The sequence below is a fragment of the Streptomyces xantholiticus genome, from assembly GCF_014651015.1.
GTDB classification, from domain to species: domain Bacteria; phylum Actinomycetota; class Actinomycetes; order Streptomycetales; family Streptomycetaceae; genus Streptomyces; species Streptomyces xantholiticus.
Genome location: NZ_BMWB01000001.1, coordinates 130,811 through 143,859, shown reverse-complemented (window position 1 = coordinate 143,859; position 13,049 = coordinate 130,811). Strand labels below are relative to the sequence as shown.

10 protein-coding genes are annotated in these 13,049 nt (G+C 71.0%); 7 read left to right on the top strand and 3 right to left on the bottom strand.

Going from position 1 to position 13,049, the window contains the following annotated elements; genetic code table 11:
• The first annotated feature begins 238 nt into the window (after positions 1-238).
• Together IE198_RS00680 and IE198_RS00675 are read left to right on the top strand one after the other, a co-directional pair.
• Positions 239-1,048: an SAM-dependent methyltransferase gene (locus IE198_RS00680; RefSeq protein WP_189881541.1), complete on the top strand. Its 810-nt coding sequence runs from the start codon at positions 239-241 to the stop codon at positions 1,046-1,048.
• Positions 1,045-3,207: a putative bifunctional diguanylate cyclase/phosphodiesterase gene (locus IE198_RS00675; protein ID WP_189881539.1), complete on the top strand. Its 2,163-nt coding sequence runs from the start codon at positions 1,045-1,047 to the stop codon at positions 3,205-3,207. The genes IE198_RS00680 and IE198_RS00675 overlap by 4 nt, the downstream gene beginning before the upstream one ends.
• Here IE198_RS00675 and IE198_RS00670 read toward each other — a convergent pair.
• The gene (locus IE198_RS00670; protein WP_189881537.1) at positions 3,177-4,097 is read right to left on the bottom strand and encodes a LysR family transcriptional regulator; all 921 of its coding nucleotides are present in this window, start codon (positions 4,095-4,097) and stop codon (positions 3,177-3,179) included. The genes IE198_RS00675 and IE198_RS00670 overlap by 31 nt on opposite strands.
• 83 nt (positions 4,098-4,180) lie before the next feature.
• Here IE198_RS00670 and IE198_RS00665 point away from each other — a divergent pair, with 83 nt between their 5' ends.
• Genes IE198_RS00665 through IE198_RS00655 form a run of 3 tightly spaced genes read left to right on the top strand, consistent with a single transcriptional unit; the run spans position 4,181 to position 7,597 of the window.
• On the top strand, positions 4,181-4,900 hold the full coding sequence (locus tag IE198_RS00665; RefSeq protein ID WP_189881536.1) for a succinate dehydrogenase: 720 nt from the start codon (positions 4,181-4,183) through the stop codon (positions 4,898-4,900).
• A 1-nt stretch (position 4,901) separates the two neighbouring features.
• Positions 4,902-6,854, top strand: a complete 1,953-nt coding sequence (locus IE198_RS00660; RefSeq protein WP_189881534.1) for a fumarate reductase/succinate dehydrogenase flavoprotein subunit — start codon at positions 4,902-4,904, stop codon at positions 6,852-6,854.
• On the top strand, positions 6,851-7,597 hold the full coding sequence (locus IE198_RS00655) for a succinate dehydrogenase/fumarate reductase iron-sulfur subunit (protein WP_189881532.1): 747 nt from the start codon (positions 6,851-6,853) through the stop codon (positions 7,595-7,597). Before IE198_RS00660 ends, IE198_RS00655 begins: the two co-directional genes overlap by 4 nt.
• Before the next feature lie 280 nt (positions 7,598-7,877).
• On the opposite strand, the gene IE198_RS00650 is transcribed toward IE198_RS00655, so the two are convergent.
• The gene (locus IE198_RS00650; protein WP_189881530.1) at positions 7,878-8,894 is read right to left on the bottom strand and encodes an MsnO8 family LLM class oxidoreductase; all 1,017 of its coding nucleotides are present in this window, start codon (positions 8,892-8,894) and stop codon (positions 7,878-7,880) included.
• A 60-nt stretch (positions 8,895-8,954) separates the two neighbouring features.
• On the opposite strand from IE198_RS00650, the gene IE198_RS00645 reads away from it, so the two are divergent.
• The gene (locus IE198_RS00645; RefSeq protein ID WP_189881528.1) at positions 8,955-9,452 is read left to right on the top strand and encodes a phosphatase domain-containing protein; all 498 of its coding nucleotides are present in this window, start codon (positions 8,955-8,957) and stop codon (positions 9,450-9,452) included.
• A 30-nt stretch (positions 9,453-9,482) separates the two neighbouring features.
• Here IE198_RS00645 and IE198_RS00640 read toward each other — a convergent pair whose 3' ends face one another.
• Positions 9,483-9,698 carry a dodecin gene (locus IE198_RS00640; protein WP_189881526.1) on the bottom strand — a complete coding sequence of 72 codons (216 nt, stop codon included), beginning with the start codon at positions 9,696-9,698 and terminating at the stop codon, positions 9,483-9,485.
• Between the two features lie 245 nt (positions 9,699-9,943).
• Between IE198_RS00640 and IE198_RS00635 the strand changes: the two genes are divergently transcribed.
• Positions 9,944-13,000 (top strand): NACHT domain-containing protein, encoded by a 3,057-nt coding sequence (locus IE198_RS00635; RefSeq protein ID WP_189881524.1) that lies wholly within the window; start codon positions 9,944-9,946, stop codon positions 12,998-13,000.
• The last annotated feature ends 49 nt before the right edge of the window (positions 13,001-13,049 follow it).

Below are 13,049 nucleotides of genomic sequence, written 5' to 3'. Positions count from 1 at the left end.
GCGCCTCCGGCCAGCGTCGGGCCGCCGCACGCCCTCGCGCGTGCGGCGGGCTCGGCGCATGTGCAGGAGGCTCATGACAGGGCTGGATGCCAAGGGCCAGTGACGAACAGGTGTGACCAAGAACGGACCGCTAATTTCCGTTTGGACTCGCCCTCTTGGCGGGCGATCAGTAGCCTCGGCTCGAACACCGGCCATGGACATGGCCGAACTCCCCCGTGGCGACTTGTTGGAGACATCGATGGAGCGTCCCGCCTGGGCCCCGCAGGGCATCGACATATCGGTGCCGAGCGTGTCCCGCATCTATGACTTCTACCTGGGCGGCTCCCACAATTTCGAGGTCGACAGGGCGGCCGCGCGCAAGGCCATGGAGTTCCTGCCGGGACTCCCCAAGATCATGCAGGCGAACCGGGCGTTCATGCGCCGCGCGGTCAATTACGCCGTGGACGCGGGGATCACGCAGTTCCTCGACATCGGCTCCGGCATTCCGACCTTCGGCAATGTCCACGAGGTCGCACGCAAGGCAACCCCGGACGCGCGGGTCCTCTACGTCGACCACGACCCGGTGGCCGTCGCGCACAGCAGGGCCGTGCTCGACGGTGACGAGCAGTCGGACGTCGTCGCCGCCGATCTGCGTAAACCGCGGCAGATCCTCGACAGTCCGGCGGCCGGACTGCTCGACCTGGAACGGCCGGTGGCGCTGCTCCTCGTCGCCGTACTGCACTTCCTCCAGGACGAGGACGAGCCGTACGCGGCCGTGGCCGAGCTGCGTGACGCGCTGGCCCCCGGCAGTCTGCTGCTGCTCACCCACGCGTCGTTCGAGGGCATCCCACTGCCTGCCGAACGGGCGGGTGGCGCCGTCGAGGTGTACCGGGGGATCCGCAACCCGCTGGTGATGCGCTCGCGTGAGCAGATCGCGCGGTTCTTCGACGGCTACGAGATGGTCGAACCCGGTCTGGTGTCCATGCCGCACTGGCGGCCGGACGGGCCGACCGGCCAGGAGGATCCGTATGCCTTCTCCGGTTTCGCCGGGGTGGGGCGCAAGGCGTGAGGCAAACGACAGAGGTTGCCGATCCGGAGGGGCACCCGGGCGTGCTGGAGGACCGGCTCAGGCGGTTCGCGACGATCTGGAGCCGGGCCATCTTCCCCGCCACGGCCACGTCGATGACCCGGCCCGAGTTCGAACAGCATCTGCTGCCGCTCGCGACGGAGTTGAGCACCGCGCTCCATGCCCGCCCCTTCACCGCCCAGCCCGCGCACCAGGTGGGCGCAGCGCTCGTCGGCGCGCACTGCACCGACCCGGACGCCCTCAGCCGCACCCTCGGCGTGGTCGACGCCTATCTGGTGCTCTACTGCGGCGATCCCGCGCAGAGCGCGGAAGAGAGCAGGGCACGCTGCGCCAGGCTGCAGCACGCGCTCGCCGCCGGCTTCGCTCAGGCGCTGCGCGAACGCACGCTGGCCGAGCAGGAGTCCATCGCCCGCTCGTCGCTGCTGGCACGCAGTGAGGCGCTGCAGGCCATGCACGCCACCGAGACCCGTTTCCGTGCGGTGTTCGAGGGTGCCGCGATCGGCATCGGGATCGCCGACCTCGAAGGCAATGTGCTCGAGGTCAACGACACGCTCACCCAGATGTTCGGCGGTCTCGAGAACCATGTCCGCGGGCGCAAGGTCACCGACTGGGCGCACCCGGAGGACCGGCCGCAGGTCTGGGAGCTGTACCGGGAGCTGGTGAAGGGCGAGCTCGAGCACTACCGGGTCGAGAAGCCGTTCTACCGCAACGACGGCACCGTCCTGTGGACCAATCTGACCGTCTCCCTGCTGCGCGACGCGGACGGCGAGCCGCAGTACCAGCTGGCGCTGTTCGAGGACACCACGGAGCGCCGCCTGCTCAATCTCCGGCTGCGGTACGAGGCCACGCACGACGCGCTGACCGGACTGCCCAACCGCACCCTGTTCTTCGAGCGCCTGGAGAAGGCCGTCGGCGCGACTGACGGCGCCCGCTTCGGCCTGTGCTACCTCGACCTCGACGGCTTCAAGACCATCAACGACAGTCTCGGCCACGCCACCGGCGACCGGCTGCTGGTGGAGGTCGCCGACCGGCTGCAGAGCTGCGCGACCGCGCCGGGCGAGATGGTCGCCCGGCTCGGTGGTGACGAGTTCGTCGCGCTGACCACCGGGCCCGACACGCGGCGCGGGGTCGACGAGCTCGCCGGCCGCATCCTGAACGCCCTGGCCACCCCGATTCGGGTGGACGGCCGGGAGTTCACCGTTCGCGGCAGCATCGGCATCGTCGAGGGGCCGGCAGGCGAGCGGACCAGCGCCGAGGTGCTGCGCAGCGCCGACATCACCATGTACCGGGCCAAGTCCGCCGGCGGCAACCGCTTCGAGCTCGCCGACCCCGAGGCCGACGCCCGTGCCATCACCCGGCACGGGCTCACCAACGCGCTGCCCGCCGCACTGGAGCGCGGTGAGTTCTTCATCGAGTACCAGCCGCTCGTCCACCTCGGCGACGGCAGCGTGCACGGTGCGGAGGCGCTGGTGCGCTGGTGTCACCCGCAGCACGGGGTGCTCGGCCCCGACCGGTTCATCCCGCTCGCCGAACGCACCGGGCTGATCGTGCCGTTGGGACGGTGGGTGCTCAAGGAGGCCGTACGCCAGGCCCGGTTCTGGAGCCGGCGGCACACCGACGGTGGACCGCTGCGGATCAATGTCAACCTCTCGCCGGCCCAGCTCCAGCACCCAGGGCTGGTGGCCGACACCGTCGACGTGCTCGAGCGGTCGGGCCTCGAACCGGGCGCGCTGTGCCTGGAGGTCACCGAGTCGGCCCTGATCGGCGCCGACGAGGACCGGCTCAAGCCCCTGCGGCAACTGGCCGAGATGGGAGTCGACATAGCGCTCGACGACTTCGGCACCGGCTACTCCAACCTCGCCAACCTGCGCCGGCTGCCGGTGAGCGTGCTCAAGCTGGATCGATCCTTCACACAGGGCATGCAACGTCACCCCGCGGACCCTGTCGACCTCAAGATCGTCGAGGGCATCGTGTCGCTCGCCCACAGCCTGGAGCTGGCCGTGACGGTCGAGGGAGTGGAGACCGGCGCGCAGGCGGAGCAGCTGCGGGAGCTCGGCTGCGACACCGCCCAGGGCTGGTACTACGCGCGGCCAGGTGCCCCCGACCGGATTCACACCCTGGTACTGGCCGACGCGGTCTGACGCCCCTCCTCGGCCCGCGAGTCCAGCAGCACCCGCTGGAGCTCGCGGGCCGCCCGCGGCGGCGCGACGTCACTGCGGTGCGCGAGCCCGATCGTCCGGCGCAGGCCGGGCCCGGCGAGCGGGGTCACCCGCAGGTCCCCGCCCACCCCCTCGGCCACCATCGCCGGAACCACGGCGACCCCGAGACCCGCCCTGACGAACCCGAGCACGGCGTCCATCTCGCCGCCCTCCACCGTGTACGACGGCTCGAACCCCTCGGCCCGGCAGGCGGCCACCGTCAGCTCCCGCAGGTCGTAGCCGTGCCGGAACATCACCAGCGGCTCGCCCGCGAGATCCGCGATCCGCAGCGGAGCCGGCGGCGCGGGCGCGGCCGGTGAAGAGATCACCACCAGGTCCTCCCGCAGCAGTTCGACGGTGCTGAGTGCGGGTGACGAGGACGGCAGCGGCAGCACCACGAGCGCCAGGTCGAGCGCGCCACGTGCCAGTTCGCGCACGAGATCGTGCGAGCCGGACTCCTCGATCCGGATCTCGATGCCCGGGTGCAGATCATGGAAGGTGCGCAGCACCTGGGGCAGCAGACCGGTGCACAGGCTGGGCGTGGCACCGAGCCGGACCCTGCCCCGGCGCAGCTGGGCCACCTCCTGCACCTCGTGGCGGGCCGTCTCGGTGTCGGCGAGGATCCGGCGGGCGAGGGGGAGCAGCGCATGACCGGCGTCGGTGAGGGCGATGTTGCCCCGGGCGCGGCGGAAGAGGTCGGCACCGAGCTCCTGCTCCAGCGCCCGGATCTGCTGGGAGAGCGACGGCTGGGAGACATGGACCCGTTCGGCGGCCCGGGTGAAGTGAAGGGTCTCTGCCACGGCGGTGAAATAGCGGAGCTGCTGCAGTTGCATACGACCACGATAGGGTCTGCCTATGGACATGAGCCGAATCATGTCTTGGACCTCTGATGACCCTCGGCCCTAGCGTCGGCCTCATGGCTCTGGCAACGCGGACGGAACGACGGACGGAACCACAACCGTCCATGACACGCATCTTCTGGCGCTCGACCGTCGGCAAGAAGACGGTCATGGCCCTCAGCGGTCTGATCATGCTCGGCTACCTCGTCGCCCATGTGATGGGCAACCTCAAGATCTTCTTCGGGCCGGGGGAGTTCAACGCCTACGGCCACTGGCTGCGCACCATGGGCGCCCCGGTGCTGCACCACTCCTGGGCCCTGTGGATCGTCCGCGTGGGGCTGCTCGCCGCCGTGATCGGGCACGCGGTCAGCGCGTACCAGCTCAGCCGGCGCGACATCAAGGCCAGGCCCACCGCATATGTGCACAAGCGGCCCCGCGCGAGCTACGCGACCCGCACCATGCGCTGGGGCGGCATCATCCTCGCGCTGTTCATCGTCTGGCACATCCTCGACCTGACCACCGGCACCGTCCATGTGGGCGGCTTCGAGGAGGGACGCCCGTACCAGAACGTCGTGGACACCTTCTCCACCTGGTACGGCAACGTGATCTACATCGTCGCCATGCTGGCCGTCGGCCTCCATGTCCGGCACGGCTTCTGGAGCGCCGCCCAGACCCTCGGTGCCGGCAACGCCCGCCGCGACCGCGCCCTCAAGGCCATGGCAAACGGCCTGGCACTCGTGCTGACCGCCGGATTCGTGTCCGTACCCGTCGCCGTCATGACCGGAGTGGTGAGCTGACATGACTTACCCCGATTACGCCGACTACAAGGTCGGCGCCCCGATCGCCGACACCAAGGCCCCCGCCGGACCCGTCGCCGAACGCTGGGCCAGGCGCCGCTTCGAGGCCAAGCTGGTCAACCCGGCCAATCGCCGGGGCCACACCGTGATCGTGGTGGGCACCGGTCTCGCGGGCGGCGCAGCAGGCGCCACACTCGCCGAACAGGGCTACCACGTCGAGCAGTTCTGCTACCAGGACTCCCCGCGGCGGGCGCATTCGATCGCCGCCCAGGGCGGCATCAACGCGGCCAAGAACTACCGCAACGACGGCGACTCGATCCACCGGCTCTTCTACGACACCGTCAAGGGCGGTGACTTCCGGGCCCGCGAGTCGAACGTCCACCGCCTCGCGGAGATCTCCGTCGAGATCATCGACCAGTGCGTAGCCCAGGGCGTCCCGTTCGCCCGCGAGTACGGGGGGCTGCTCGACACCCGCTCCTTCGGCGGCGTCCAGGTCTCCCGCACCTTCTACGCCCGCGGCCAGACCGGCCAGCAGCTGCTGCTCGGCGCCTACCAGGCGCTCTCCCGCCAGATCGCGGCAGGCACTGTCACGATGCACGCGCGCACCGAGATGCTCGACCTGATCGTCGTCGACGGACGGGCCCGCGGCATCGTCGCCCGCGATCTGATCACGGGGGAGATCTCGACGTACTTCGCCGACGCGGTGGTGCTCGCCAGCGGCGGCTACGGCAACGTCTTCTACCTGTCGACGAACGCCATGAACTCCAACGCGACCGCGATCTGGCGCGCCCACCGGCGCGGCGCGTACTTCGCCAACCCGTGCTTCACCCAGATCCACCCCACCTGTATCCCGCGCACCGGCGACCACCAGTCCAAGCTGACGCTGATGAGCGAGTCCCTGCGCAACGACGGCCGCATCTGGGTGCCCAAGGCCCGCGGCGACGCCCGGCCGCCGAACGAGATCCCCGAGGACGAGCGCGACTACTACCTCGAGCGCATCTACCCCTCCTTCGGCAACCTCGTCCCGCGCGACATCGCCTCTCGGGCCGCGAAGAACGTCTGCGACGAGGGGCGCGGCGTCGGCCCCGGCGGCCAGGGCGTGTACCTGGACTTCGCCGACGCCCTCGCCCGGTTGGGCAGGGCCAAGGTCGAGGAGAAGTACGGCAACCTCTTCGAGATGTACGAGCGGATCACCGCGGAGAACCCGTACGACGTCCCGATGCGGATCTACCCGGCCGTCCACTACACGATGGGCGGGCTCTGGGTCGACTACGACCTCCAGACCACCGTCCCCGGCCTCTTCGCCGTCGGTGAGGCCAACTTCTCCGACCACGGTGCCAACCGTCTCGGCGCCTCCGCCCTCATGCAGGGCCTCGCCGACGGCTACTTCGTGCTGCCGTCCACCATCAACGACTACCTCGCCCGTGGCGGGTTCGAGACGGTGGACCCCTCGGATCCGGCGGTCAGCGAGGCCGTCGCGGCGACACAGGACCGGCTGAAGCGGCTGCTGGCCGTCGACGGCGACCGTACGCCCGACTCCTTCCACCGCGAGATCGGCGAGGTGATGTGGGAGTTCTGCGGAATGGCCCGCACCGACGAGGGCCTGCGCAAGGCTCTGAGCCGGATCCCGCAGATCCGGGAGGAGTTCTGGCGGCGGATCAAGGTGCCCGGGACCGGCGAGGAGTTCAACCAGTCGCTGGAGAAGGCCAACCGCATCATCGACTACCTGGAACTGGCCGAGCTGATGTGCCTCGACGCCCTCCACCGCGCCGAGTCCTGCGGCGGCCACTTCCGCGCGGAGTCACAGACCCCCGACGGCGAGGCCGCCCGCAAGGACGCGGAGTTCGGCTACGCCGCGGCCTGGGAGTACCGGGGCACCGGCCAGGCCCCGGAACTCCACAAGGAAGACCTCGTCTTCGAGTACGTCCACCCCACTCAGCGGAGCTACGCATGAAGCTCAACCTGCGCGTCTGGCGCCAGCAGAACACGGACGCCGAGGGCGCCATGGCCACCTACGAGGTGGACGGCATCTCCCCGGACATGTCGTTCCTGGAGATGCTCGACACCCTCAACGAGGACCTCATCCTTCGCGGCGAGGAGCCGGTCGCCTTCGACCACGACTGCCGCGAGGGCATCTGCGGCGCCTGCTCCCTCGTCATCAACGGTGACGCCCACGGCCCCGAACGCACCACCACCTGCCAGCTCCACATGCGCTCCTTCCGCGACGGCGACACCATCGACGTCGAGCCGTGGCGGGCCTCGGCCTTTCCCGTCGTGAAGGACCTGGTGGTGGACCGCTCGGCCTTCGACCGGATCATCCAGGCCGGCGGCTACATCAGCGCTCCCACCGGCTCGGCCCCCGAGGCCCATGCCACGCCCGTGCCGAAGCCCGACGCCGACTCCGCCTTCGAGCACGCCGAGTGCATCGGCTGCGGAGCGTGTGTGGCGGCCTGTCCCAACGGCTCGGCGATGCTCTTCACCTCCGCCAAGGTCAACCACCTCAATGTGCTGCCCCAGGGCGCTCCGGAGCGCGAGACCCGGGTGCTCGACATGGTCGCGGCCATGGACGACGAGGGCTTCGGCGGCTGCACCCTCACCGGGGAGTGCGCCACCGCCTGCCCGAAGGGCATCCCGCTGCCGTCCATCGCCGCGATGAACCGGGAGTGGCTTCGGGCGACCCGTAAGGCCAGGCGGTAGGCCGGGGACCGGTCCCGCCGTCCGAGCGCCTCTGCGAGATACGGCGCGGTGCGGCTGCCGGCCGCCCGCGCCACCTCGGCCGGGGAGGCGGACGCGACGATGCGGCCGCCGTCGTCACCTCCGCCCGGTCCCATGTCGATCACCCGGTCCGCCCCGGCCACGACCTCCAACGGTGCCGAACGCCGGGGAGGACTTCCCGGAGCCGGACACGCCGGTGAGCGCGACCAGGGCGTCGCGCGGGAGGGTGTGCATGAGGGACGAGTCCAGGTGTCGTCGCTGGTCAGCCCCTCGGGCTCGGTCCCGCCAGCCGGGCCAGACGCCGCAGCGAGTCCAGCAGCGCCTCGCGGTCGTACGTGCTTGTCGTAACCAGCACCTCGTCGGCGCCGCTCTCCTTGACCGCCGTCTCCAGAGCATCGGCGACCTGTTCCTCGGTGCCCGCGATGTGGCCCCGCAGCCCCGCCTCGTAGAAGCCGCGCTCCTTGTCGGTCATCTCCAGGGCCTCGATCCGCTCCGGCGGCATGAGCGGCGGGAAGGTCCCATGGGTGCGGGAGTACGCCATGGACCAGGCCTCCGGCATCAGTAGTCGGCGCGCCTCCTCCTCCGTCCCGGCGACCGCGACCGTGCCCGCGACCACCACGTACGGCCGCTCGGCCCACAGGGACGGGCGGAACTCCCGCCGATAGCCGTCCACGGCCGTCAGCAGCCGGTCGCGCCCCCGCAGATCGCCGATGACCAACGGCAGGCCGGCATGCGCCGCTATACCGGCGCCCTCGCCGGTGGCGAGCAGATAGGGCGGGACCCGCAACCCCTCGGAGGGGCGGGCGTGGACCCGGGGATGCGCGGACTGCTCGCCGGTGAACCAGCCCAGCAGCTCCTCCAGTTGCGCCGCGAAGTCCTCGGCGTCCTTCTTCTCCCGGCCGAGCGCCCTGCGGATGCCGTCGGTGAAACCGACGGAACGGCCGAGCCCCATGTCGATGCGGCCCGGGAAGAGTGACTCCAGCACCCCGAACTGCTCGGCGACCACCAGGGGCTGGTGGTTGGGCAGCATGACCCCGCCGGTCCCCACCCGGATCGATGCGGTGGCCGCCGCGACGGCCGCCGCGAGCACCGTCGGCGCCGAACCCGCGACGCCCGGCACACCGTGATGCTCCGAGACCCAGAAACGGTGGTAGCCGAGTGCCTCGGCATGCCGGGCGAGGCCCACGGTGTCGCGCAGGGCGGCGGGACCGTCGTACCCCTCCCGGGTGCGGGAACGGTCGAGCACGGACAGGCGGGTCGATGCGATCGCTGAGCTCACATCCCGGTTCAACGCTCACCGCCCGCCGGGATTCCCGTTCTCCTGCATAGGGTGGGGAACGTGACGCGCAGCAGCAGGCCGCTGGCCGTATTCGACCTCGACGGGACGCTCTCCGACGCCGGGCACCGCCAGCACCTGCTGGAACGCAAGCCGCGCGCCTGGGACGCCTTCTTCGCCGCCGCACCAGACGACCCGCCGCTCGCCGAGGGCGTGGCGCTGTGCCTGGAGACCGCGAAGGAGTGCGAAGTCATGTATCTGACGGGCAGGCCGGAGCGGTGCAGGGCGGACACTGTGGACTGGCTCGCCGCCCAGGGGCTTCCCGAGGGGCGCATCTTCATGCGGCGCAACGACGACCGGCGGCCGGCCCGCAGGACCAAGCTCGAGATACTGCGGCGACTCGCCCGCGAGCGGGAGATCAGCGTGCTGGTCGACGACGACGAGCTGGTCTGCCAGGACGCGGAGCGCGCCGGCTTCCGGGTGGTGCGGGCGGCACGCTGGGGCGCGGCGAGCACATCGGCCGCGATGCGGGAGGCACAGGAGCGCGAGGGCCGCACCTGAGGCTGCTGCCCCGTGAGGGTGCAGGGACGGTCAGTCGCCGTCCTCGAGGCGGAAGCCGACCTTCAGACCGACCTGGTAGTGCTCGATCTGCCCGTCGACGATGTGACCGCGGACCTGCGTCACCTCGAACCAGTCGAGGCCCCGCAACGTCTGCGACGCCCGCGCGATCCCGTTCCGGATGGCCTGGTCGACACCGTCGTGCGAGGTACCCACGATCTCGGTGACGCGGTAGGTGTGGTTCGACATGTCTGTCGCACTCCTCTCGATGCGTTCACTCCACCGTGCCCCACGAGGAGGCTTCCCGCGAGGCGTCGCGCCAGGGCCGGTCCGGGGAGAGCGCCGGGAGGCGTCGGCCGGCACAGGCACACGGAACCGCTCGCGCGACGCCGCCGTCCTGCGGGAGGATTCGTCCCCAAGGGCGGGTGGAGGACGTGGCCGCCGGTCGCGAGGAGGCCGGGGCGTGCCCGTGGGACTCAAGGGCGGGGGCCGTGATGGACAACAGCCGAACCTGGTCGGTGGCGGACCGGGTGCTGGTGGTCGAGGGAGCGTTTCAGGGCAGCGGCGTTCTCATAGCCCCGTCTCTGGTCCTCACCGCCGCCCACGTCATGGGCTCGTACGGGCCCCGCCCCGCCGGCCGGGTCGCCCATCCCGCCGTCACCGGCCGGGTGGAGTGCGTGGAACTCTGGCGCAGCGGCGACATCGCCCTGTTACGGACCGCGACGCCGATGCTGCCGATCGCGCCGGAGGGCTGGCTGGACCGGCCACGCTGGGGGTCGGTGAGCACGAGCCGGCCGATTCGGGGCTGTCAGGTCGTCGGTTTCCCCGACATCCAGCGGCGCCCGCCGACGGGCGCCCTGGAACTCGACCAGTACGAGGTCACCGTGCTGCCGCTGTCGGGATCGCCACGGCAGGTCCTCACGTGCGAGTTCGCCCGGCCACCGGCCACCGAACGCGCGGACGGCACCTCGCCTCTCGAAGGACTCTCCGGCGCACCCGTCATCGCCGGCGGCGTGCTGATCGGCATCGTCACGGACGTCCCCCGCGGCCGCGGCCATCTGCGGGTGGAGGCCCAGCCGTTGGACCGGCTCGAGAAGAACAGGCTTCCGCGCAGGCCCGGGGAGCACGGCCCACCCCGTTTCGAGGACGTCACCGAGGTCCACCCCCGCGACGAACGCTTCACCGAGCAGTACGCCGAGGCCCTCGGACGCCGCTTCCGCAGGACCGAGATCATCGGCATCGACGAACTCGGCCACAAGGCCTCCCGCTGGGACCTGAACGCCGCCTATCTGCACCTGGAGGCGGAGTCCTCGTACCGTGAGCTGAGCCGGCCCGCCGGGTCCGCGCGGCCACGGCGTCTGCACGAGCTCCTGGCGACCGACAAGAGTGTCGTACTGCTGAGAGGAGAGGCGGGCGCCGGCAAGACGACACTCGTGTGGTGGCTGGCCGCCCACGCGGCGGCGGGGACCCTCGCGCCGCATCTCGCCCGTCTCAACGGCCTGGTGCCCTTCGTCGTCCCCATGCGCAGCGTCCGCGCCGACGGCGCCTTCCCCACCCCGTCGGGCCTCGCCGAAGTGGCACGGCTGACGGTGGACGCCGCCCCGACGGGCTGGGCGCGGCGCGTCCTCGACTCCGGCCGAGGGCTGCTGCTGATCGACGGCCTGGACGAGGTGCCGCAGGAGGACCGGGACGAGGCCCGTCGGTGGCTCACCGATCTGCTGGAGGCGTTCCCGGAGATGCGCTGCCTCGTCACACTCCGGCCGCTCGCCGTGGAGGGCGACTGGCTCGGTCTCGACGACGGTGTGCTGGAGCTGCGGCTGCTGCCCATGAGCGACGAGCACATCCAGGAGTTCGTCCGCGCCTGGCACGACGCCGCGCGGCTGGAACCGTCCGTCTCCGCGGACGAGCGGACCGTGCTCACGGAGCTGGAGCAGGAGCTCGCCCGGCAGTTCGAGACCACGCCCGCCCTGCGGGACCTGGCCCGTACGCCCCTGCTGTGCGCCGTGATCTGCGCCCTGCACAGAAAGCGCCAGGGGTTGCTTCCGACCCGCAGGTCCGATCTGTATGTGGCCGCGCTCGACATGCTTCTCGGCGGCCGCGACAAACTGCGGCGGATCGATGCGCCCGAGGGCATCGAACTGGACGCGGGCGAGCACAAGTTGCTGCTCCAGCGCATCGCGGCCTGGCTGGTGCGCAACGGCCAGTCCCAGCTGTCGTACGAGCAGGCCCGCGGGCAACTGGCCGCAGCCCTGCAGGGCATGCCGCAGATCGCCGACCAGGGCCCGGTCGAGAAGATTCTGCGGCACGTCCTCAGCCGCAGCGGCGTCCTCCAGGAACGGACCCAGGACAGCGTCCAGTTCATCCACCGCACCTTCCAGGACTACCTGGCGGCCAAGGAACTGAGGGACAGCGACCATCTCGGTGAGCTGCTGCGACACGCGGACGAGGAGGAGTGGGAGGACGTGGTGAGCCTCGTCATCGGGCACTGCACCCGGGGCGAGGTCAAACGCGTGGTCGACGGCCTGGTGGCGCAGGGCGACGCCGCGACCGGCCCCACGCGCTGGCGGCTGCATCTGCTGGCCGCCACCTGCGCGACGAGCGCCCTCTACCTGGACAAGAGCACGCGTACCGCGGTGGAGGAGCGGGTCGCGGCCATCCTGCCGCCCTCCGACGCCGTCAGATCGACCGAACTGGCCAAGCTCGGCCCGTACGTCCTGCCGCTGCTGCCGCAGGCCGAAGGGCTCGGCGAACACGAGCAGTTGCTCGTCCTCCACACCATCTGCAGGATCGGGACGGCCGAGAGCCTGCCGCTGGTCCGCGCCTACGGCCAGGTCCCCGCCCGGGCCGTACGCCAGTACATCGCCGCGTCCTGGCCCGACTTCCCCGTCGGGCGGTACGCGCGTGACGTCCTGGACCACATCCGGATCGACGACCTGCAGTTCGTGATCGACCGGCGTGAGCTGCTGCACCTTCTTCCGCGGCTCGGCGCCGTGCGGTACGCCGAACTGCACATGTCCGCACCGGTCCCGGATCCGCTCGGGCCGTCGGACCTGGACGTCGTCGCCGAACTGCCGGACCTGCGAGAACTGCGGCTGAAGGGGCTGCCCGGCGGCCGGCTGCCGGCGGCCAACCCCGCGGTGGCCAGGCTCTCCGTCGACAGCGACCGCTTCGACGTCGGCGACCTCGGCCGGTGGTCGGGCCTGCGCAGCCTGGCGCTCTGGCACCCCGTGCCCGTACCGGAACTCCTCGAGAGCCTCAAGAGCCTGCCGAAGCTGCGGGCGCTGCAACTGTCGATCGCCGCCCCCGGGGGATGGATCTGGCACACACCCACCACGATGGCGGGCATCCGCTCGCTGACACTGCTGACCGCCCTGGAGACAGGAGACCTCGCGCACGTCGCGCGGACGTTCCCGTCCCTAAAGCGCCTGACGCTGCTGCGTCCCGAGCAGAACGTCCACCGGGCCGTGGACCTCACCGCGCTGGAGAAGTGCCCCGGGCTGACCGTCGAGGTGGTGTACGGCAGGAACCGGCCCGACCTCGTGCGGCAGTGAGCGGCGGCGCTCGGGCCGCACCGCGTGAATGCGGCGTGAAGAACCCGTG

What these genes read in the sequence shown, in the direction of transcription:
- IE198_RS00680 (WP_189881541.1), top strand. Translation starts at nt 239, where the DNA reads ATGGAGCGTCCCGCCTGGGCCCCGCAGGGCATCGACATATCGGTGCCG.
- IE198_RS00640 (WP_189881526.1), bottom strand. Translation starts at nt 9,698, where the DNA reads ATGTCGAACCACACCTACCGCGTCACCGAGATCGTGGGTACCTCGCAC.
- IE198_RS00670 (WP_189881537.1), bottom strand. Translation starts at nt 4,097, where the DNA reads ATGCAACTGCAGCAGCTCCGCTATTTCACCGCCGTGGCAGAGACCCTT.
- IE198_RS00635 (WP_189881524.1), top strand. Translation starts at nt 9,944, where the DNA reads ATGGACAACAGCCGAACCTGGTCGGTGGCGGACCGGGTGCTGGTGGTC.
- IE198_RS00655 (WP_189881532.1), top strand. Translation starts at nt 6,851, where the DNA reads ATGAAGCTCAACCTGCGCGTCTGGCGCCAGCAGAACACGGACGCCGAG.
- IE198_RS00665 (WP_189881536.1), top strand. Translation starts at nt 4,181, where the DNA reads ATGGCTCTGGCAACGCGGACGGAACGACGGACGGAACCACAACCGTCC.
- IE198_RS00660 (WP_189881534.1), top strand. Translation starts at nt 4,902, where the DNA reads ATGACTTACCCCGATTACGCCGACTACAAGGTCGGCGCCCCGATCGCC.